At 66.2% G+C, this 20,660-nt stretch carries 17 protein-coding genes; 6 read left to right on the forward strand and 11 right to left on the reverse strand.

Going from position 1 to position 20,660, the window contains the following annotated elements; translation table 11 throughout:
* Nucleotides 1-441 precede the first annotated feature (441 nt).
* From lnt to QM588_RS10800, 5 genes are all read right to left on the reverse strand, one after another.
* Nucleotides 442-2,019, reverse strand: a complete 1,578-nt coding sequence (lnt, locus tag QM588_RS10780; protein ID WP_283313175.1) for an apolipoprotein N-acyltransferase — start codon at nucleotides 2,017-2,019, stop codon at nucleotides 442-444.
* The gene (locus QM588_RS10785) at nucleotides 2,009-3,604 is read right to left on the reverse strand and encodes an amidohydrolase (RefSeq protein WP_283313176.1); all 1,596 of its coding nucleotides are present in this window, start codon (nucleotides 3,602-3,604) and stop codon (nucleotides 2,009-2,011) included. Before QM588_RS10785 ends, lnt begins: the two co-directional genes overlap by 11 nt.
* 17 nt (nucleotides 3,605-3,621) lie before the next feature.
* Nucleotides 3,622-4,158, reverse strand: a complete 537-nt coding sequence (locus QM588_RS10790; protein ID WP_283313178.1) for an FxsA family protein — start codon at nucleotides 4,156-4,158, stop codon at nucleotides 3,622-3,624.
* Nucleotides 4,159-4,239: 81 nt separating this feature from the next.
* Entirely contained in the window at nucleotides 4,240-4,896 is a 657-nt protein-coding gene (locus QM588_RS10795; protein ID WP_135045852.1) for a response regulator, read from the reverse strand.
* 16 nt (nucleotides 4,897-4,912) lie between these two features.
* The gene (locus QM588_RS10800; protein WP_283313182.1) at nucleotides 4,913-6,073 is read right to left on the reverse strand and encodes a sensor histidine kinase; all 1,161 of its coding nucleotides are present in this window, start codon (nucleotides 6,071-6,073) and stop codon (nucleotides 4,913-4,915) included.
* Nucleotides 6,074-6,090: 17 nt separating this feature from the next.
* On the opposite strand from QM588_RS10800, the gene QM588_RS10805 reads away from it, so the two are divergent.
* The 3 genes from QM588_RS10805 to QM588_RS10815 are packed head-to-tail and all read left to right on the forward strand — an operon-like array spanning nucleotide 6,091 to nucleotide 9,753.
* Nucleotides 6,091-6,858: a TSUP family transporter gene (locus QM588_RS10805; RefSeq protein WP_283313185.1), complete on the forward strand. Its 768-nt coding sequence runs from the start codon at nucleotides 6,091-6,093 to the stop codon at nucleotides 6,856-6,858.
* A 10-nt stretch (nucleotides 6,859-6,868) separates the two neighbouring features.
* A complete protein-coding gene (locus QM588_RS10810) occupies nucleotides 6,869-8,395 on the forward strand; it encodes a TldD/PmbA family protein (RefSeq protein WP_283313188.1) in 1,527 nt (508 codons plus the stop codon).
* Nucleotides 8,392-9,753 (forward strand): metallopeptidase TldD-related protein, encoded by a 1,362-nt coding sequence (locus QM588_RS10815; RefSeq protein WP_283313190.1) that lies wholly within the window; start codon nucleotides 8,392-8,394, stop codon nucleotides 9,751-9,753. Before QM588_RS10810 ends, QM588_RS10815 begins: the two co-directional genes overlap by 4 nt.
* 39 nt (nucleotides 9,754-9,792) lie before the next feature.
* Here the strand turns inward: QM588_RS10815 and QM588_RS10820 are convergent, their stop codons facing one another.
* The 3 genes from QM588_RS10820 to cobN form a co-directional block, all read right to left on the reverse strand.
* Complete coding sequence (locus QM588_RS10820; protein ID WP_032365857.1) at nucleotides 9,793-10,218, reverse strand: VOC family protein; 426 nt, start codon at nucleotides 10,216-10,218, stop codon at nucleotides 9,793-9,795.
* A gap of 88 nt (nucleotides 10,219-10,306) precedes the next feature.
* Entirely contained in the window at nucleotides 10,307-10,687 is a 381-nt protein-coding gene (locus QM588_RS10825) for a PPOX class F420-dependent oxidoreductase (protein WP_283313193.1), read from the reverse strand.
* Between the two features lie 18 nt (nucleotides 10,688-10,705).
* Nucleotides 10,706-14,311, reverse strand: a complete 3,606-nt coding sequence (cobN, locus tag QM588_RS10830; RefSeq protein ID WP_283313194.1) for a cobaltochelatase subunit CobN — start codon at nucleotides 14,309-14,311, stop codon at nucleotides 10,706-10,708.
* 280 nt (nucleotides 14,312-14,591) lie between these two features.
* Here cobN and cobG point away from each other — a divergent pair, with 280 nt between their 5' ends.
* The 3 genes from cobG to cobJ are packed head-to-tail and all read left to right on the forward strand — an operon-like array spanning nucleotide 14,592 to nucleotide 17,893.
* A complete protein-coding gene (cobG, locus tag QM588_RS10835; RefSeq protein WP_283313195.1) occupies nucleotides 14,592-15,722 on the forward strand; it encodes a precorrin-3B synthase in 1,131 nt (376 codons plus the stop codon).
* A gap of 54 nt (nucleotides 15,723-15,776) precedes the next feature.
* A complete protein-coding gene (locus tag QM588_RS10840; RefSeq protein ID WP_283313197.1) occupies nucleotides 15,777-16,403 on the forward strand; it encodes a precorrin-8X methylmutase in 627 nt (208 codons plus the stop codon).
* Nucleotides 16,400-17,893, forward strand: a complete 1,494-nt coding sequence (gene cobJ, locus QM588_RS10845; RefSeq protein ID WP_283313198.1) for a precorrin-3B C(17)-methyltransferase — start codon at nucleotides 16,400-16,402, stop codon at nucleotides 17,891-17,893. The genes QM588_RS10840 and cobJ overlap by 4 nt, the downstream gene beginning before the upstream one ends.
* On the opposite strand, the gene QM588_RS10850 is transcribed toward cobJ, so the two are convergent.
* Genes QM588_RS10850 through QM588_RS10860 form a run of 3 tightly spaced genes read right to left on the reverse strand, consistent with a single transcriptional unit; the run spans nucleotide 17,876 to nucleotide 20,642 of the window.
* Complete coding sequence (locus tag QM588_RS10850; protein WP_283313201.1) at nucleotides 17,876-18,622, reverse strand: cobalt-precorrin-6A reductase; 747 nt, start codon at nucleotides 18,620-18,622, stop codon at nucleotides 17,876-17,878. The genes cobJ and QM588_RS10850 overlap by 18 nt on opposite strands.
* The gene (gene cbiE, locus QM588_RS10855) at nucleotides 18,619-19,911 is read right to left on the reverse strand and encodes a precorrin-6y C5,15-methyltransferase (decarboxylating) subunit CbiE (protein ID WP_283313203.1); all 1,293 of its coding nucleotides are present in this window, start codon (nucleotides 19,909-19,911) and stop codon (nucleotides 18,619-18,621) included. Before cbiE ends, QM588_RS10850 begins: the two co-directional genes overlap by 4 nt.
* On the reverse strand, nucleotides 19,884-20,642 hold the full coding sequence (locus QM588_RS10860) for an SDR family NAD(P)-dependent oxidoreductase (RefSeq protein WP_283313205.1): 759 nt from the start codon (nucleotides 20,640-20,642) through the stop codon (nucleotides 19,884-19,886). The genes cbiE and QM588_RS10860 overlap by 28 nt, the downstream gene beginning before the upstream one ends.
* Nucleotides 20,643-20,660 lie beyond the last annotated feature (18 nt).

Below are 20,660 nucleotides of genomic sequence, written 5' to 3' on the forward strand. Positions count from 1 at the left end.
GTCGCCTGGAGCTTGTCGGATTGAAACAGGGAAGAACCCCGTTTTCACCGGGCGGGCTGCATCGCGGGAACCTCACGCGAAGTAGAGCCGATCGACGGTGTCCGTGAACTCAGGAACACGGTTCCCCCTCCCTGTCAGGCGCTCGATCCGGACGCGGCATCGATGCCGATTGTTCACTCCCCTGACATCGTGACCGAGGCGGCGTTCGGGGGTACGACGGCGGCCGCATCCTGGACCTCCAACACCTCCAGCGGCTTACAAAGATACAACATCGGCGAAGTTCTTTTGTGCGGTAGTCCTAGTGGGCATCGATTGTTCGGGGAAGCTTGTTACAGGATTGCTTGTGTGCGCCACCCGGCCACCGTTTTTACATCGAACGAATGATAGTGATTCGGACCGTCGATGCGCCGAATGTCGACCCGAACGAACTTGACGATTGTTTCATTCACGAAGCCGCAGACGTCGGACGTCGACGAGCGTCGCGATCAACCCCACTGCCGCGGCCAGAATCAGCGCCAGCTCCGCGCCGAAACCGATGCGTGTTGCCGGTGTGAGCGAGCTCCGCAGTTCGACCGTCGATACCAGTACATCCGGCTCGAACAGCGGGGTTTGCTGCAGGACGTTCCCCTCGGGTCCGACTACAGCACTGACGCCGCTCGTCGCCGCAACCACGACGGTGCGTCCGTGTTCGACGGCTCGCACCCGCGACATCGCCAGCTGTTGATACGTCATTTCCGTATCGCCGAACGTGGCGTTGTTGGTAGGGATCGCGATGAATTGCGCACCCGAACGAACGGACTCGTCGAGGGCCCGATCGAATGCGACTTCGTAGCACGTGGCTATTCCGGCCGCTATTCCTGCAGCGTGTACGACACCGTTTCCATTTCCAGGAACGAAATACCCCGCTCGATCGGCGTATTCCGAAAACAGCCGAAAAAAACTTCGGTACGGCAAGTATTCACCGAAGGGCTGAATGATCTTCTTGTCGTGCCGCTCCCCTGGTCCGTCGGCACCGTTCCATGCGATGACGGAATTGGTGTTCGTGTTGTTCGCGTTGACCAGGACGGTGCCCACGAGGATCGGGGCACCGACGGCAACCGACGCCTGCGTGATGAGCGTCGCAGCGTCGGAGTTGCGCAGCGGGTCGATATCCGATGCGTTCTCCGGCCACACGACGAGATCCGGCGCGGGTTGCCTGCCCGCGTCGACATCGGCGGCCAGCGCCATCGTCTCGCGCACGTGGTTGTCCAGTACCGCGCGTCGCTGCGCGTTGAAGTCCAGCCCCAGGCGAGGAACACTGCCCTGAATGGCAGCGATCGTCGCCGTGCGATCGCCGTCCCCGGTGTCGTTCGTGTGCAGAGTCGGGATCAGCGACACCGCAGTGATCGATGCGATCGCCGTGGTCACGACCGGTCCGACGAGCGATCGGGCGGTGACGCGACGCGTGAGTGTCAGCATCAGCGCGGCCAGTCCGGTACCGGTGAGCGCGACCCCGAAACTGAGCAGCGGTGCGCCTCCGACGCTCGCCAACGGAAGCAACCAGCCCTCGGGTTGTCCGAACGCCAGCCGGCCCCACGGAAATCCTCCGAAAGGAACGCTCGACCGAAGCCACTCGGCGGCGCTCCACATCAGTGCCATCGACAGCGGCCACCACGCACTGCGCGCAACCAGCACGGCCGTCATACCGAACAGACCGAGGAATAACGATTCGGCTGCGGCCAGCGCGAGCCACGGCACCGGGCCGACGTAGACGCCGATCCACGGGAGCAGAGGAACGAAGAAGGCGAGGCCGGCCACGTAGCCGTATCCGAATCCGCCTTTCAGCGACACCGATCGCCGACCGCCGAACCCCGTCAGAACCAGTGCCAGTACTGCGATGCCGATGGGTCCCAGAAACCAGAGCGTTCGCGGCGGAAAACTGGCGAAGACGAGCGCGCCGGCAACGGCAGCCAGGACGGTCGACAGCGCAGGCCCGTACAGCCGGGTCAGTCGCGCAGTCGAGGAGTTCTCACTGCTCATGAACGACCCGTCCACGGTGCACCGTCATCGAGCAGCGGGGACCGACGGACGACGCCTCGAGGCTGGGCAGCGGTGCCACGCCCGCACGGGGGTCGGTCGACCACCGTTGAACGCTGTCCTTCGGTGCTCGCACGACGAGTTCGTCCACGTCCCATACCGCAAAGGACGCGGGGGCGCCCGGCACCAATGTTCCGGCCAAACCGTCGCGCACTCCCCCCGCCCGCCATGCACCGCGCGTCGCAGCCGAGAACGCCGCACGCGGCGACACCGAGCTCCCCGGAGTGCGGTGGTTCGCCGCAGCCCGGACCGTCGCCCACGGATCGAGGGACGTCACCGGCGCATCGGAGCCGAACGCCAGCGAGACTCCCGCAGACGCCAAGCGTGCGAACGGGTGGAGTTCGGCAGCGCGCTCGGCACCCAGACGTGCGGCGTAGAGGCCGTCGGCTCCGCCCCACGCCGCGTCGAACGCCGGCTGCATGCTGGCGATGACGCCCCATGACGCCAACAGGTCGGCTTGCTGCGCGGACACCATCGCCACGTGCTCGAGCCGGTGTCCGCAGGACGCGACGGCGGGTGTGCCCAGATCGGCGACCACCCGGCCGAATGCAGTGACGGCGGCCGACACCGCGGCGTCGCCGATGACGTGGAAGCCGGCCTGAATTCCGGCCGTCGTGCAGGCGGCGATGTGTGCAGCTATCGCGTCGACATCTGCGTACGACACCCCGGTTCCGGGACCATCGGCGTACGGCGAGCTCAACCATGCGGTGTGCGACCCGAGGGATCCGTCGACGAAGATATCGCCTGCCAATCCGTGGGCACCGGTCTCTTCGAGCAAGTCACGGGCGCGTTCGGGGGTATCTGCCAGCTCGCCCCAGTAGCCGCGTACTTCGACGCCGTGCTCGGTGTTCATGAGTTCTCGGAAATCGACGATGCCCGACACCACCGGTCCTGCACATTCGTGGACCGCGACGATTCCGTGCGCCGCGGCTGCATCGAGCGCAGCAGCCCTGGCCCGGCGTCGGGTATCGGCGGTGAGCAGCGAGCGAGCGGTCTGCCGAGCACGATGGTGCGCGTCTGCGGTCAGTGGAGACTGTTCGGAGTAGCCGGAGGTGGCGTCGGCAGCGGACGCGGCGAACCGCAAGCGGGTGGATACGGCGGCCGAGTGCGAGTCGACTCGGGTGAGGTACACCGCTCGTCCGGGAGCAGCCGCATCGAGTTCGGCGGTGGTGGGAGGACGTTGTTCGGACCAGGTGGACTCGTCCCAACCGTGACCCCAGATCAGGTCGTCTTCCGAGGATGCCGCATGTTCTCGCACCATGCGTACGCAGTCCTCGACCGACGTGGACCGGCTCAGGTCCAGGCCGATCAACGACAGTCCGAGGTCGGTCACGTGAACGTGCGTGTCCACGAAGGCCGGAGCGACGAAAGAACCGGCCAGATCGATGACGGGAACGCCGGGATGCAAGGCTCGTCCGGTGCGATCCTCACCGATCCAGCTGATGATTCCGTCGGTCACGGCCATGGCGGTGGCATCGGGAGCCGAAGGACTGTAGATCCGTCCGCCGCAGAACAATTCGGTGGTCACGAGCGACCAGTCTGCCCCTACCGGTGGGGCTTGGGGAAATCCCCGGCAGCGGGATCGACGCGGCCCGGGTCGATCACCTCACCCTCGAGAACGAGCGACGGTCCGGTGGTTCGTGGTCCGCGATTCTCGCCGGCCGCACGGTCGTCGAGTACCTCACCGTCGATGACCGTGGGGCGCATGCGCCGAGTGGACGCCGCGACTCGGGGCAGCCACCGCGCGGCCGCCCACAGCACGGCAGGCCGGAGCAGCCAGCGAGTCGGTGGGATCAACAGCAACAGGCCTACCACCGTGGTCACCAGGCCGGGCACGAACATGGCCACCGACCCGGCAGCGAAGAGTGCGCCGTCGGCCACGGCTCCCTCGGCCGAGCGTTCACCCTGCGATGCGCGTCGCAGGCCGTCCAGTACCCGCCGGCCTTGCGAACGGACCAGCAACGAACCGACCAACGATCCGGCGATGAGCAGCACCACGGTCCACAGCACACCGAGTGCACTGCCCACAGCGACCAGGGCTGCGACCTCGACCACGACGTAGAGCACGAACAGAGCGAGCATGACGGTCCTTTCTTCGCTTGGTCCGTACAACGTCCGGCACAGTCGTTTTTCTCCCGATGCGTCCTGTTTGCCGGGAGATTCTCAGGATCCAGGTCTGACGAGGCCGGATTCGTAGGCGAGTACGACGGCTTGCACTCGGTCACGTACTCCCAGCTTGGTCAGTATTCGGCCGATGTGGGTCTTGATGGTTGCCTCGGACAGGTGCAACACCGTCGCGATCTCGGCATTGGACAGCCCGGTTGCCAGGTGCGCCATGACCTCTCGCTCACGCCCGGTCAGGCCGTCCAGTACCGATGGGTCGACGGCCGGCTCGGTGCGCTCGACGAACCGCGACAACAGCCTCTTCGTGACTTTCGGTGATACGACGGCGTCACCCGCAGCCACGCTCCGAATCGCGGATACCAGATCCTCGGGCGGTGTGTCCTTGAGCAGAAATCCACTGGCTCCTGCCCTGAGCGCACCGAGTACGTGCTCGTCGAGATCGAACGTAGTCATGACCAGAACCCTGGTGTCCGATCCTGATTCGGTGATCGCTCGAGTGGCGGAGACCCCGTCGATCCCGGGCATGCGGACGTCCATCAAGACCACGGCGGGCGCCAGCCGTGCCACGGCTTCGATGGCACCGGAGCCGTCGGACGCTTCACCGACCACCTCGATGTCGTCCTGGGCTTCGAGCACCATGTTCAGGCCCATTCGCATCAGTTCCTGGTCGTCCACGACGACAACGGTGATCGGCACCGACACAACCTAACGCCTACTCGATCGGCAGTCTCGCCCGCACGAGCCATGAGCCCTGGGGTGTACGACCGACCTGCAACGTGCCCTGCAACACCGCGACTCGCTCCCGCATCCCCACGAGTCCGTGTCCTCCGCCACCGGTCGGTGGTGCCGCATTGCCGGTGCCGTTGTCGGAGATTTCGACGGTGACGGTGTCTGCTTCGCGTGCGACCCGCACGACGGCTCGCGGGGCATGGCCGGCGTGCCGAAGAACGTTCGTCAGCGATTCCTGGACGAGTCGGTGTACGCCGAGACTGATCGCCGGACTGATGTCGTCGAGATTGCCCGTCTGTTCCAACTCGACGTTCAGGCCCGCTCGACTCATCATTTCCACGACGCGGGCCAGACCGGCCGTGCCGTACTCGGGCATGTCGTCCGCGTCGGGGGTCGTCCGCAGCAGCGCGACCGTCCTACGCAGTTCGGCCAGCGCCTGTCGGCCCGTCGCCGAGATGTTGGCCACCGCCTGCTCGGCACGTTCGGGGTTGCGCCGGATCGCATACGACGCCCCGTCGGCCTGGACCACCATCACGCTCACCCCGTGGGCGACGACATCGTGCAGCTCGCGCGCGATACGTGTCCTTTCCATGAGCACGGCCTCCTCGGCGCGGCGATCCCGGTCGTACTCGGCCACGATCAGTCGGGCTTCCATCGCCTCGTCGTATGCGCGTCGGGCACCGAGGAATTCGGCAGCGACCCACGACAGTGCGTACAGCAGAGCGCTGAACAGCAGCGTCGTGAACAACGGCTGGTGGAAGAGCAACAACGACGACACCGAGTAGGCGGCCACACCGGCGGCGTAGACGGCCCCCTGCGCGCGGCCCACGTAGGCCACCAGGGTGTAGAGCATGATCGGCAACGCCAGTGCGGCCGGATGGCCGTTGGAGGTATCCCCGACCATGGCTCCCCACACGTCGGCGACGAACGTCGAGACGAGCGCCACGGCCGCCACGGACCTGGGGAATCGACGCCGCCACGCGACGGGAACGGTCAGCACCACCGAGAAGGTCAGAAACAACGGCCCGTTCAGGCCGTCGGCCGAACTGACGAACACGAGGATCTCGATGACGAAAAGCCCACCGGCGAGCAACGCGTCGGCCACGAACGGTTGGCCACGGAGCCACAGGCTGAATCGACGCATGTGATTGAGTTTGCCGTATGACTGTCGCGGACTGGGGATTGTTGATGGCCGCCGCGACAGCAGCAGGATGGGTCGACGCCGTGGTCGGCGGAGGGGGTCTCATTCTGTTGCCGGCGATCTTGCTCGTGGCACCGCAACTGACGCAGCAAGCAGCCCTCGCGACCAACAAGGCGACCGCAGTCTTCGGAACAGTCGCCGCCGTCGTCACGTTCGCCCGCAAGGTCTCGCTCGACTGGAAGGTGCTCGTTCCTGCCGGTGCGATCGCGGCGACGACCTCGGCGGCGGGCGCTGCCGCGGTGTCGTTGATCGACCGTGACCTCTTCGTGCCGATCATCATGGTCGTGCTGGTCGGCGTTGCGGTACTGGTGACCTGCCGACCGACCATCGGCCGCACCGCGGCACCGTCGCCCCCGACACACCGCAAGGTTCTGATCGTCATCGGCCTCGCCGCAGCGGGCATCGGCTTCTACGACGGCATTCTCGGTCCTGGGACCGGCACCTTCCTCATCATCGTCTTCGCGACGATGCTGGGCACCGAATTCGTCCGCAGTGCCGCGATGGCGAAAGTGATCAACGTCGGCTCCAACGTCGGTGCGCTGGCCTACTTCGCGTTCACCGGCAGCGTGTACTGGCAACTCGGTGCTGCGATGGCGGCCTGCAATGTCGTCGGTGCGGTACTCGGTTCGAGGACGGCGGTCGCCCGTGGCGCAGGCTTCGTCAGGATCGTGTTGCTCGTCGTTGTCATCGGCATGGTCCTACGCCTCGGCTGGCAACAATTCGGCTAGCGTCACCGTGGTGACGACACCATCGGACCGGTCGGTCGACGCCGACTTCCTCGCCCTCCCCCTGCGAGAACTGGCCGACGCAGCCCTGAGCGCGGCGCGCACGGCCGGGGCCTCGCACGCGGACTTCCGGGTGCAGCGGCTGACGACCCAGTCGATTGCACTGCGGGACGGCTCTGTGCAATCCGCCGTCGACGCCGGGGAAATCGGGTTGGCGGTGCGGGTGGTCGTCGACGGCACCTGGGGTTTCGCCTCTCACGCCGAGCTGAGTACCGACGCGGCTGCCACCACGGCGCGGCGTGCGGCCGAGGTGGCGACGGCGTTACGCGTGCTCAACCGCGAACGGGTCGAACTCGCGCCCGAACCGGTGTACTCGGACGCGGTCTGGGTCTCGCAGTACGAGATCGACCCGTTCGACGTTCCCACCACCGACAAAGTGGCGCTGCTGGCCGAGTACTCGGCCAGGTTGTCCGCCTCCGACGGCGTCGACCACGTCACGGCGTCGGTGCTGCAGGTCAAGGAACAGTCGTTCTATGCCGATTCGGCGGGTAGCTCGATCACTCAGCAACGGGTACGACTACACCCGCAGTTCGAGGCCACTGCCGTGGACCGAGCGGCCGGTGCGTTCGATTCGATGCGGACATTGGCACCGCCCGTCGGACGTGGCTGGGAACACCTCGGTGAACACAGCACGTGGGACTGGGCGGACGAACTCGCGCGCATCCCGGAGTGGCTGGCCGAGAAGGTCAAGGCCCCGTCGGTGGTGGCAGGTCCGACGGATCTCGTCATCGATCCCACCAACCTGTGGCTCACCATCCACGAATCCATCGGACACGCAACGGAATACGACCGAGCGATCGGGTACGAGGCCGCCTACGCCGGGACGTCCTTCGCCACACCCGATCAGCTCGGAACCTTGCGTTACGGCTCACCCATCATGCACGTCACCGCAGACCGGACCGAGGTGAACGGTCTCGCCAGTATCGGCTACGACGACGACGGCGTGGCCGCGCAGAAGTGGGATCTGGTTCGCGACGGAACACTCGTCGGCTACCAACTCGATCGGGTCTTCGCCCCGAGGCTCGGACTGGAACGGTCCAACGGATGCTCCTACGCCGACTCCGCACATCACGTTCCGATCCAACGCATGGCGAACGTGTCGTTGCAGCCCGATCCCGACACCGATCGGTCGACCGAGGAGGTCATCGCCGCGGTCGAGGACGGTATCTACGTGGTCGGCGACAAATCGTGGTCGATCGATATGCAGCGGTACAACTTCCAGTTCACCGGACAACGCTTCTACCGGATTCGAAACGGTGTGCTCGACGGCCAGGTGCGCGACGTCGCCTATCAGGCAACGACGACGGATTTCTGGGGTTCGATGGAACTGCTCGGAGGTCGCTCCACCTGGAAACTCGGTGGGGCGTTCAACTGCGGCAAGGCCCAACCCGGTCAGGTCGCCGCGGTCAGTCACGGTTGCCCGGTCGCACTGTTCCGCGGGGTCAACGTCCTCAACACCCGATCGGAGGCAGGTCGATGATCGAGCCGCAGCAGGTGATCGAACGTGCGTTGGCGTTCGCGAGCGTCGACGACACCGTCGTCCTCGTCACCGACTCCAGCGACGCGACGCTTCGGTGGGCGGGCAATTCGATGACCACGAACGGCGTCTCCACTTCGAGGCAGTGGGTGGTGGTGTCCATCGTCCGCAACGGGGACGTCGCGCGGGTGGGTTCGGTGTCGTCCACCAGTGTCGATCCGAACGAGATCGCGGACATCGTGCGTGCCAGTGAAGCAGCGGCCCGCGCCGCCGAGCCTGCCGACGACGCGATGCCGCTGCTGAGCCCCGATTCCGAGCCGGACGGCTGGGATCGACGCGCGCAGGACACGTCCATCGACGTGTTCGGTTCTCTGGCAACGGAACTGAACGTCGGATTCGACGGCCGAGACACGTTGTACGGATTCGCCGAGCATCGCGTGGACAACGTGTGGCTCGGAACCTCGACCGGAGTGCGACGCACGTTCACACAGCCGACCGGGTCGATCGAGATCAACGGAAAGCGGTCCGGGGCGAGTGCCTGGGTGGGGAAAGGTACAGCCGATTTCCGCGACGTGTCGGCGGCATCGATGCTCGACGAATTGTCCACCAGGCTGGGCTGGGCGCAGAACATCGTGGAGCGTCCCGCCGGTCGGTACGACACGGTGTTGCCGCCCTCCGCCGTGGCCGATCTGATGATCTACCTGATGTGGACCATGGAGGGGCGCGGGGCCCAGGAGGGGCGCACGGCACTCTCGCGGGCCGGCGGGACCCGAGTCGGCGAGACGCTCACCGAGCTGCCGCTGACGCTGCACTCCGACCCGCGCGAGCCCGGTCTCGGATACGCGCCGTTCGTCGCGGCGGGTTCGTCCAGTGATGCAGTGTCGGTGTTCGACAACGGTCTCGGCATCGACCGCGTCGATTGGATCCGGGACGGCGCGATCGCGGCACTGGCGTATACCCGCGCCGCAGCCCGGAAGTTCGAGGTACCTGTCGCCGTACCCGGGGAGAATCTGATCCTCACCGGTGGCAGCGACACCGGGATCGACGCTATGGTCGCGTCGACCGAGCGCGGGCTGTTACTGACGACACTGTGGTACATCCGAGAGGTCGATCCGACCTCGTTGCTGCTCACGGGTCTCACCCGCGACGGGGTCTACGCCATCGAGGACGGCCGGATCATCGGAGCCGTCAACAACTTCCGGTTCAACGAGAGTCCTCTGGATCTGTTGCGACGTGTCACCGAGGCCGGACGGACGGAGGCGACACTGCCGCGCGAGTGGAAGGACTGGTTCACTCGCACGGCAATGCCGCCGCTGCGCATTCCGGACTTTCACATGTCCTCGGTCAGCGCCGCGCAATAGGGTCTGCGGGGTCGTTCCCGCAGGCCCTGCGTCCGACCGTTACTTGTCGGGTCCGGACAGCTCGAGAGCGATGTTATCGGGGTCGCGGAACTCCACGATGGACAGTCCGGGCCCTGCGTCCTTGATGCCCTCGTGCGCGATGCCGAGCTCATCGAGCGTCTTGACTGCATCCTCGAGCGCGGCACGGGTATCGACGGTGAAGCTGAGGTGGTCCAGCCCACAACGATCTTCGGCGAAGGTGTCGTCGCTCGGCGCGACCGGGCGCAGACCGAGCAAACCCCCGCCGAACTTGTAGATCACACCGCCGAAGAGGAACCACAGGGCTTGTTTGGTCTCCTCGTCCGCGTCGGGATCCCAGGCGTAGGCGACCTCGAAGCCGAACACCGAGTCGTAGAACGATCGGGATCTGTCGATGTCGCTGACGGTAAGTCGGACATGGTTGTAATCGGTCACTGCAATAGGCACGTGGTGCTCCGTTCCGGCAGCAGGGGAAGCCGCCTCATGAAGCATTCGGAACTGCGCATACCAACGATGGTGTCGTCGTGCAGACCGGTTACGCAGGAGTGATCGCGAGCCCGACCGAGCCGCTCTTGCCCCGCCGAAGAACGCTGCCCTTCACGGTGAGCCAGCCCAGGATGCCGTACTTCGACACGATCGCCGCGCGAGCCTTCTCGGTGCCGGATGCATCGAGGATCTCGGCTGTCGCGTCGACCGCGTCGCCCTGGGGTTTGCCGCGCATGTCGCACGGCGCGAGCAGAACCTTCGAGTTGCGGCGAATGCGCTTGACCTTCCACGAATCCGACACCGTCCACACCAGCAGCCGATCTCCGTCGAGCGCACCCCAGAGCGGGGTCGGTACGGCGGTGCCGTCCTTCTTGAACGTCGTCAGCAGTACGTACTTGCCCTTGGCAATGTCCTCGAAGGTGGCAGTCATACAGAGAAGGGTACGTCGCTACTCCCCCTCGAGCTCTCCTTCGGTTTCCAGGTACACCTGGCGCAAGCCGTCGAGAACCTGCTTGTCCGGCTCGGCCCACATCTTTCGCTCCACTGCCTCGAGCAGGCGCTCGGCGATGCCGTGCAGTGCCCAAGGATTCGACTGCTGCATGAACTTCTGGTTCTGCTCGTCGAGCACGTACGTTTCGGCCAGCTTCTCGTACATCCAGTCCTGCACGACATCCGTGGTGGCGTCGTAACCGAACAGGTAGTCCACCGTCGCCGCCATCTCGAAGGCGCCCTTGTAGCCGTGCCTGCGCATGGCCTCGAGCCATTTGGGGTTCACCACGCGGGCACGGAACACTCGCGCGGTTTCCTCCGACAGTGTGCGCGTGCGTACCGATTCCGGACGCGTGCTGTCGCCGATGTACGCCTCGGGCGACTTTCCGGTCAGCGCGCGAACGGTCGCGACCATGCCGCCGTGGTACTGGAAGTAGTCGTCGGAATCTGCGATGTCGTGCTCACGGGTATCGGTGTTCTTGGCGGCCACGGCAATACGCTTGTACGCGGTGCGCATGTCGTCCGACGCGGGTACTCCGTCGAGTCCGCGGCCGTAGGCGAAGCCGCCCCAGGTGGTGTACACCTGAGCGAGATCGTCGTCGCTGCGCCACGTCTTGCTGTCGATCAGCTGAAGCAACCCGGCACCGTACGTTCCCGGCTTGGATCCGAAAATCCTTGTCGTGGAACGTCGCTCGTCACCGTGTTCGGCCAGATCGGCCTGCGCATGTGCACGGACGTAGTTCTGCTCGGGCTCCTCGTCCAATGCGGCAACCATCCGAACCGCGTCGTCGAGAAGGGCGAGCACATGCGGGAATGCGTCACGGAAGAAGCCGCTGATCCGTACCGTCACATCGATGCGAGGGCGGCCGAGCTCGTCGAGGTCGATCACCTCGAGGCGCGTCACCCGGCGCGAGGCCTCGTCCCACACCGGGGAGACTCCGAGCAGAGCGAACACCTCGGCGATGTCGTCGCCCGAGGTGCGCATGGCCGAGGTGCCCCACACCGAGAGGCCGACCGATTTCGGCCACTCGCCGTGATCCTGGCGGTAGCGTGCGAGCAGGGATTCTGCCATGGCCTGACCGGTCTCCCAGGCCAGCTTGGACGGTACTGCCTTCGGGTCCACCGAGTAGAAGTTGCGCCCGGTGGGAAGCACGTTGATCAGACCGCGTAGCGGTGAACCGCTCGGCCCCGCCGCGATGAATCCGCCGTCCAGAGCGTGCAGCACCTGCTCGATCTCGCGGGAAGTTCCCCGCAGACGCGGAACCACCTCGGCGGCTGCGAACTTCAAGATCTCTGCGACCACGTCGCCGTGTTCGCCAGCGACGCGCTCGGCCTCGTCCGGATTCCAAAGCGTGGCCTGCATGGCCGCGACCAGCCCGTGCGCCACGGCCTCGATGCTGTCGACACGCGTGCGTTCCTCGTCGCCGTCCTCGCTGAGGCCGAGAGCTTCGCGAAGTCCGGGGACCGTCTGTTCGCCGCCCCACATCTGCCGGGCTCGGAGCATCGCCAGGACCAGTTCGACCTCGGCGTCGCCGACGGGTTCCTGGCCCAGGATGTGCAGTCCGTCGCGGATCTGCACATCCTTGATCTCGCACAGCCATCCGTCGACGTTGAGCAGCATGTCGTCGAATACTTCCTCGTCGGGGCGCTCCTCGAGCCCCAGGTCCTTGTGCATCTGAGCCGCGGTCATGAGCGTCCAGATCTGCTGACGAATAGCGGGCAGCTTGGCTGGATCGAGCGCAGAGATATTCGCGTGCTCGTCGAGCAACTGCTCGAGCCTCGAGATGTCTCCGTAGCTCTCCGCGCGCGCCATCGGGGGTATGAGGTGGTCGACGAGAGTGGCGTGGGCTCGCCGTTTGGCCTGTGTGCCCTCTCCCGGATCGTTGACCAGGAAGGGATAGATCAGCGGCAAGTCGCCCAGTGCAGCGTCGGTGCCGCAGGAGGCGGACATGCCGAGCGTCTTGCCGGGGAGCCATTCCAGGTTTCCGTGCTTGCCCAGATGGACCATCGCGTCGGCCCCGAAACCGCCGTCCTCGCGGGCTGCGGAGATCCACCGGTAGGCGGCCAGATAATGATGGCTCGGCGGCAGATCCGGGTCGTGGTAGATCGCGACAGGCTTCTCACCGAATCCACGCGGCGGTTGAACCATGATGACCACATTGCCGAATTGCATTGCTGCGATGACGATCTCACCGTCGGGATCGGCGGAACGATCGACGTAGAGATCACCCGGTGCCGGTCCCCAATGTTCGATCACACCCTCGCGAAGGTCGTCGGGAAGCTGCTCGAACCAGGTTCGATACCGGGCCGCCGAAATGCGAATGGGATTGCCCTCGAGCTGGGCGTCGGTGAGCCAGTTGGGGTCCTGACCGCCACGGGCGATCAAAGCGTGGATCAGTGCGTCGCCGTCTCGGGCCGCCAGACCGGGCACCGAATCCGGGCCCTCGAGCGGTCCGAGGTCGTAGCCGGCCTCACGCATGTCCGACATCAACGCGATCGCGCTGGCGGGAGTGTCGAGGCCGACGGCATTGCCGATGCGGGCATGTTTGGTGGGATACGCGGAGAACATCAGTGCGATTCGGCGATCGGCGGCCGGGATGTGTCGAAGCCGCGCATGGCGGACGGCGATGCCGGCGACGCGTGCTGCTCGCTCGTGGTCCGGAACGTACGTGGTGAGGCCGTCGTCGTCGATCTCCTTGAACGAGAACGGAACCGTGATGAGTCGTCCGTCGAATTCCGGGACAGCGACCTGCGTGGCCACGTCGAGGGGCGAGAGTCCGTCGTCGTTCTCGGACCACGTCGCGCGGGAACTCGTCAGGCACAGACCCTGCAGGATCGGAACGTCGAGGGCGGCGAGTTCGGCGACATCCCAGGCTTCGTCGTCGCCGCCGGCCGAAGCGCCGGCGGGTTTGGTACCGCCTGCAGCCAGCACGGTCACGATCAAGGCATCCGCCGACTTCAGCGTCTCCAGCAAGTCGGCTTCCGCCGTGCGCAGTGACGCACAGTAGATCGGCAGTGCGTTCGCCCCGGCGTTCTCGACGGCGGCGGCGAGGGCATCGATGTAGGTGGTATTTCCGGCGAGATGCTGAGCGCGGTAGTACAGAATCGCCACCGTCGGGCCGTCGGAGTGCTGGGCGGAGTTCCGCTCGAGGTGGCCCCACGTCGGCAGGTGTCGAGGTGCATCGAAACCGTGACCGGTGAGCAGCACTGTGTCGGACAGAAAGTTGTACAGCTGCCGCAGGTTGCCCGAGCCGCCCTCGGCCAGATAGTTGTGCGCTTGGGCGGCGACGTTGGCGGGCACCGTGGAGATCTCCATCAGATCCGCATCCGGGGCCTGCTCGCCGCCCAGCACGACCACGGGCAAACCGGTGGCCAGGACGGCCTCGATTCCCGACTCCCACGAGCGGCGCGATCCGAGAATGCGCACGATGATCAGCTCGGCCGATTCGGCCATCGACGGGATGTCCTCAGCCAGCAGGCGGGACGGATTGCCCCACGTGAAATCGGCCCCACTGGCGCGGGCACTGAGCAGATCGGTGTCCGATGTGGACAGCAACAGAAACACGGGTAACGCCCTCCTCGGGGTTTCGCGCCCCTGGATCGGTGAATCGTCCGAGCTCGTCGGTGAGAGGGTCCGACTCCCGCCCCATCCCGAAGGCACGGCCCCCGAGAACAGGTCCAGAAACCATTCCCGACGAGCTGTTCTCGACGAACTACAGGGCGGTCACGGTGGCGCGACCGTACCGGGATTTCACCGGTTTCCTCTCGGCCGGAGCCGTGAACATCGAATGCTACCGGTGCCGGGACGAGATCGGGCCACCCGTCGCACTTGTAGCCTGGTGAACATGAGTTCGCCCAGTAGGTCCGTGCCCGACGGCTGCCCCGGAGCTCTGTCGACGCACCGCGCGGCGGACGGTCCGTTGGCCAGAATCCGGCTCCCGGGCGGCCTCGTGCTGCCGGAGCAGATGCAGGTCCTGGCCGAGGCCGCGGCCGAGCTCGGTGACGGTTCGCTCGAACTCACGTCGCGGGGCAACATCCAGGTTCGTGCGGTCTCGGACCCGGACGAGCTCGCGAACAGGTTGGCCGCGGCCGGGTTGCTGCCGTCTCCGACGCACGAGCGCGTGCGCAACATCCTCGCCTCGCCACTGTCGGGCCGGGTCGGCGGACTCACCGACGTCCGCAGTCTCGTCGGTGAGCTCGACGCTGCCGTGTGCGCTCGCCCCGACCTCGCCGGACTGCCCGGCCGAACATTGTTCGCCCTGGACGACGGCCGCGGAGATCTGTGCGGACTCGAACCCGACTTCGGGGTGTACGCCCAGGCCGACGGGTCGTTCGCAGTGCTGTTGGCAGGACGCGACAGCGGTGTACGCGTCGACCGCGAGCACGTGGTCTCGACTCTGCTCGACTGCGCGGATGCCTTCGTCCGGTTGCGAAACAAGGAATGGCGACTGGCGGAATTGGACGGCGGTGCCGAGCGCATCGTCGACGTGCTCGGGTTGCAGGCCGGACCGGTACTGGCCATGCCCGCGCCGGTCGAGGTGCCACCGATCGGCTGGCTCGATCAGGACGACGGCCACGTTGCGCTCGGCGCAGGTCTGGCCAACGGCGTCCTCGGCGCGCGGTTGGCCGAATTCCTCGCGGCCGTCGATCGTCCGCTGATCGTGACGCCGTGGCGATCGCTGATCGTGGGTGATCTGGACGAGGAACCGGCCGAACAGGTCGTTCGAGTTCTCGCACCTATGGGCCTGATCTTCGACGCCGCGTCACCGTGGATCCGAGTCAGTGCCTGCACCGGATCGCCCGGCTGCGAGAAGTCCCTCGCCGACGTCCGGGCCGACCTCGCGGCCGCGGTCGACGCGCGGATGACTCCACGGGACGAGCGGCAGCACTGGTCCGGTTGCGAGCGTCGATGCGGCCGACCCAAAGGCGAGGTGACCGACGTCATCGCGACGGGAATCGGCTACCAGGTGTCCTGAGCACCTGGAGACCGGCTTCCGGCTGAGGGGTCCCTCTCCCCTATCGTGACACGCATGCACGACTACATCCGTGACGGCGCGGAGATCTACCGCCAGTCTTTCGCAACCATCCGTGCCGAAGCGGATCTGTCTCGGTTCACCCCGGACGTCGCCCAGGTCGTCGTGCGCATGATTCACGCTGTCGGTGAGATCGACCTGACCGAGACGATCGGCTTCACGCCCGACGTGGTGGAGTCCGCCCGAACTGCTCTGCGCGCAGGGGCACCCGTGTTGTGCGACGCCAACATGGTTGCCGCCGGTATCACTCGTCGCCGTCTGCCGGCCGACAACGAGGTGCTGTGCACCCTGTCCGATCCTCGGGTACCGGATTTGGCTCGGGGTATGGGCACCACGAGAACCGCTGCAGCGCTGGAGTTGTGGGGTGACAAGCTGGGCGGGGCCGTCGTCGCGATCGGAAACGCGCCGACCGCCCTGTTCCACCTCATGGAAATGCTCGCGGCCGGAGCTCCGAAGCCGGCAGCCATCGTCGGCGGCCCGGTCGGATTCATCGGCGCGGCGGAGTCCAAGGAAGATCTGATCGCCGCCGACCTCGGCGTGGAATATCTGGTCGTTCGAGGCAGACGCGGTGGCAGCCCCATCACCGTCGCTGCGGTCAATGCCATTGCGAGCGAACAAGAATGAGCTCCAGCGGAAAGTTGTGGGGTGTGGGCGTCGGCCCGGGCGACCCGGAGTTGTTGACCGTCAAGGCCGCTCGCGTGATCGGCGAGGCCGACGTCGTCGCCTTCCACAGTGCTCGGCACGGACGCAGCATCTCGCGCGCCCTCGCGGCAGGTTACATGCGCGACGGGCAGATCGAAGAACACCTGGTGTATCCGGTGACCACCGAGGCGACGGCTCATCCCGGTGGGTACCAGGGTGCCATCGACGAGTTCTACGAGTCCGCTGCCGCACGGCTCGCCGCCCATCTCGACGCCGGCCGATCGGTTGTGCTTCTGGCCGAGGGCGATCCGCTGTTCTACAGCTCGTACATGCACATGCACAAACGCCTGGCACACCGGTTCGAGGTCGAGGTGGTTCCCGGCGTGACCTCGGTCAGTGCTGCGTCGGCCGCACTGGCAACTCCACTGGTCGAGCGCGACGAGGTTTTCACAGTCCTCCCCGGCACCTTGCCGGTGAACGAACTCACTCGCCGACTCCGCGGCACCGACGCCGCGGTCATCATGAAACTCGGTCGTACCTATCCGACCGTGCTCGACGCACTGGAACGATCCGGCAGGCTCGACGAAGCGCGGTACGTCGAGCGAGCCAGTACAACCGAGCAACGCGTCCTCGATGCGGCCGACGCGGACAACGTGCCGTACTTCTCGATGATCGTGGTGCCGAGTCCGTCCAATCGAACCGACATGCCCACCAGCACCGGCGAAGTGGTCGTGGTCGGTCTCGGTCCGGGCGACGACGCGTGGACGACGGACGAAGTGCGAGCCGAACTCGCGGCAGCGACCGATCTGGTCGGGTACATCACCTACATCGATCGAGTTCCGCAGCGGCCCGGCCAGATTCGGCATGCGAGCGACAACAAGGTCGAATCCGAGCGCGCGGCGTTCGCCCTCGACCTCGCCAAACAGGGCCGCCGCGTCGCTGTGGTGTCCTCGGGTGATCCGGGTGTGTTCGCGATGGCGACAGCGGTCATCGAGGTTGCAGCCGAACAGCAGTGGAGTTCGGTACCGGTACGCGTGGTCCCGGGAATGACGGCAGCCAATGCTGTTGCCAGCCGCGTCGGCGCGCCGCTCGGGCACGATTACGCGGTCATCTCCCTCTCCGATCGCCTCAAGCCCTGGGACGTGGTGGCCCGACGGCTCTCGGCAGTGGCCGAAGCCGACATGGCGATCGCGATCTACAACCCGGCCTCGAAGACTCGCACCTGGCAGGTCGCGGCCATGAAAGATGTTCTGCTCGAACATCGTTCACCGGAGACGCCGGTGGTGATCGGGCGGGCGGTAGGCAGTGCGCAGGAATCGGTGCGCACCGTGACCCTCGGCGAACTCGATCCCGAGTCGATCGATATGCGATGCCTGCTCATCATCGGCTCCTCGATGACGACGGTGGTGGAGACCGGAAGCGGTCCGAGAGTGTTCACGTCGCGGCGCTACCCGTCAGGGAGTGACGCGTAGGCGTTCGATCAACCACCGAGCGGCGGCATCGACCTCGTCGACCGTCGATGCCGAGGTGTCGACGGTGGGTCGCGAGATCATCAGAACGGGAATCGATGCCGATCGCGCCGCGTCGAGCTTGGCGCGGGTCATCGTGCCGCCGCTGTTCTTGGTGACCAGCACGTCTATCCGGTTGTCGGCGAGCATCGCCGACTCGTGCGCGAGGTCGAACGGCCCGCGGCCCAGTTCCAGGGTGGCGCGAGGGGGAACGGCACCGGTCGGTGGATCTATCGAACGAATCAGGAACCACGCATCGGCGACTCCGGCGAAATGGTGAACGCCTTGCCTTCCGATGGTGAGGAACACCCGACTATCCGGTTCTATCGATGCGGCCGCCTCGGGTAGGGATGCCACGGTGGTCCACTGGTCGTCCGTCGACGCGATCCACGGCGGCCGGGTCAGCACGAGATGAGCGACACCGGTTGTCCGAGCAGCGTAGTGGGCATGCGCGGTGATGGTGGCGGCAAACGGATGCGTCGCGTCGACCAGTGCGTCGACGGCGTTGTCTCGAATCCACTGTGCCAATGCGTCGGCACCGCCGAAACCGCCGATCCTGGTATGGCCCGACACCGGCGCCGGCTCGGCGACGCGCCCGGCCAGCGAGGTGATCAACTCGATCCCGGGCACGCCGGCCACGGCGGCGGCGAGTTGCCTGGATTCGGACGTGCCGCCCAGGAGTAGGACCTTCACTGCTCGTCCGCATCCGCTCCGTCGGGCGCACCCCAGGGTTTCGTCACGCACCACTGAGTGACCGGCAGTTGTGGTCGCCAGGTGGTGAAGGACCCCAACGGCTCACCCCGGTAGATCTGGAACCGGCGCAGCCTGCCGCCGTATCGTGCTACTGCCGAGAGCAGCAGTGAATCCGATTCTGCGGTTACCGAATTGGCGACCAGCCGGCCGCCGGGACGCACGGCTGCCCAGCACCGCTCGATCATGCCCGGCTCGGTCGCCCCGCCGCCGACGAACACCGCGTCCGGAACGCCTACACTGCCGGGGACCTCGTCGAAAGCTCCGGGCGCGGTGCCGAGCACTGCCAACCCGGGCACCCCGAGCCGTTGTGCGTTGGTCGTGATCTGGTGTCGACGGTCCGCGGACGACTCGAATGTCACTGCACGACACGATGGATCGGTGCGCATCCATTCGATGGCGATCGTCCCTGAGCCCCCGCCGACGTCCCACAGGACCTCGCCGGGTCCGGGCGCCAACGCACACAGCGTCAGTGCGCGCACTTCCTGCTTGGTCATCTGACCGTCGCCGGTGTACTGCGAATCGGGCAGGCCCGGAACGCGAGTGAGTCTGGTGGCACCGCGATCTCGAACGCATTCGAGCGCGACGACGTTCAGCGGGTCGGCATCGGCGAACGTCGAGTCCGTTGCCGTCCCCCGGGCGACGCGTTCGGCCGGGCCGCCGAGTTGTTCGAGCACGCTCACCGTACTGGCACCGAAACCGTTGTCACGCAGGAGCGCACACACGTCACCCGGTGTCGAGCTGCCTCGGCTCAGTACGAGAAGTCGACGACCGTGGCCGAGTTCCGGGAGGACGATCTCGACCGGGCTGTTCACCAACGACACCGTCGTGGTGTGCGCGAGCGACCAGCCCAGACGCGCACAGGCGAGCGAAACCGACGACGGTGCGGGATACACCCTCAGACGTTCGGTGCCGAATTCGCGAGCCAGACTCACACCGATACCGTGAAACATCGGGTCGCCACTGGCCAGCACACACACGGTCCGGCCGTCACAGGAGTCGATCATCGGCCGCAGGCTCGGCAGCAACGGACTGGGCCACGCACGAGCGTCGGCGCACCTGTCCCCCACGCCGGCAAGCTGCCTCGCCGACCCGAAGACGACATCTGCCTGCTCGACCACGACACGTGCGACTGCAGACAGTCCGTCCCAACCGTCCGCGCCGATTCCCACCACTGCGATGGGGTGAGGGTTGGGCTCCGCCATCAGCGCGGCATCCTGCGCCACAGCCATTGCGGAAGCAGTCGCATCGCGAAGAACACCGGACGAAGAGTGCCGGGGATCCACACCGTCGACTTCCGGCTGCGCAGCGCAGCCACCACCGCGGCGGCCACCTGATCGGGTGTGCTGGACATCGGTGCCGGGTCCATGCCCTCTGTCATCGAACCGATGACGAACCCTGGGCGCGCGAGCAACAGATGAACGCCGCTGCCGTGCAGGGAATCGCTCAGTCCGCTGGCGAAGCCGTCCAGACCCGCTTTGGCCGAGCCGTAGACGTAGTTGGCCCGCCTGACCCGGACACCGGCGACGGACGAGAAGACCACCAGATCGCCGCTCTCCTGCGCCCGCAGTACCTTCGCGGCGTGGGTGAGGACGGAAACCTGGGCCAGGAAGTCGGTCGTGATCACCTCCAGCGCATGCGCCGCGTCGTCCTCGGCGCGCGTCTGATCCCCCAATATCCCGAACGCCAACACCACGATTCCGATGGGCCCGTGCCGTTCCACGACGGAGCGCAGGAATTCCTCGTGGGTGTCCATGGCGTTCGCGTCGAACTCGACCGCATCGACGGTCGTCGCACCCGCCTGCAGTACACGTGACCTTTGCGGCGCCAGGTCGGAACTGCGCCGAGCGGCCAGTACGACGGTTCGTCCCGGTGCCAGCCGAGTGGCGACCTCGAGACCGATCTCGCTTCGGCCGCCGAGCAACAACAACGTTCCCGAGGCGGGTTCAGATCGTCTGCTCACGCCGAACAGTCTCTCCGA

The sequence above is a fragment of the Rhodococcus sp. IEGM 1354 genome, from assembly GCF_030056855.1.
Classification (GTDB): Bacteria; Actinomycetota; Actinomycetes; order Mycobacteriales; family Mycobacteriaceae; genus Rhodococcoides.

What these genes read in the sequence shown, in the direction of transcription:
- cbiE (WP_283313203.1), bottom strand. Translation starts at nt 19,911, where the DNA reads ATGGCTGTGGCGCAGGATGCCGCGCTGATGGCGGAGCCCAACCCTCAC.
- QM588_RS10805 (WP_283313185.1), top strand. Translation starts at nt 6,091, where the DNA reads ATGACTGTCGCGGACTGGGGATTGTTGATGGCCGCCGCGACAGCAGCA.
- lnt (WP_283313175.1), bottom strand. Translation starts at nt 2,019, where the DNA reads ATGAGCAGTGAGAACTCCTCGACTGCGCGACTGACCCGGCTGTACGGG.
- QM588_RS10815 (WP_283313190.1), top strand. Translation starts at nt 8,392, where the DNA reads ATGATCGAGCCGCAGCAGGTGATCGAACGTGCGTTGGCGTTCGCGAGC.
- cobG (WP_283313195.1), top strand. Translation starts at nt 14,592, where the DNA reads ATGAGTTCGCCCAGTAGGTCCGTGCCCGACGGCTGCCCCGGAGCTCTG.
- QM588_RS10840 (WP_283313197.1), top strand. Translation starts at nt 15,777, where the DNA reads ATGCACGACTACATCCGTGACGGCGCGGAGATCTACCGCCAGTCTTTC.
- QM588_RS10800 (WP_283313182.1), bottom strand. Translation starts at nt 6,073, where the DNA reads ATGCGTCGATTCAGCCTGTGGCTCCGTGGCCAACCGTTCGTGGCCGAC.
- QM588_RS10825 (WP_283313193.1), bottom strand. Translation starts at nt 10,687, where the DNA reads ATGACTGCCACCTTCGAGGACATTGCCAAGGGCAAGTACGTACTGCTG.
- cobJ (WP_283313198.1), top strand. Translation starts at nt 16,400, where the DNA reads ATGAGCTCCAGCGGAAAGTTGTGGGGTGTGGGCGTCGGCCCGGGCGAC.
- QM588_RS10790 (WP_283313178.1), bottom strand. Translation starts at nt 4,158, where the DNA reads ATGCTCGCTCTGTTCGTGCTCTACGTCGTGGTCGAGGTCGCAGCCCTG.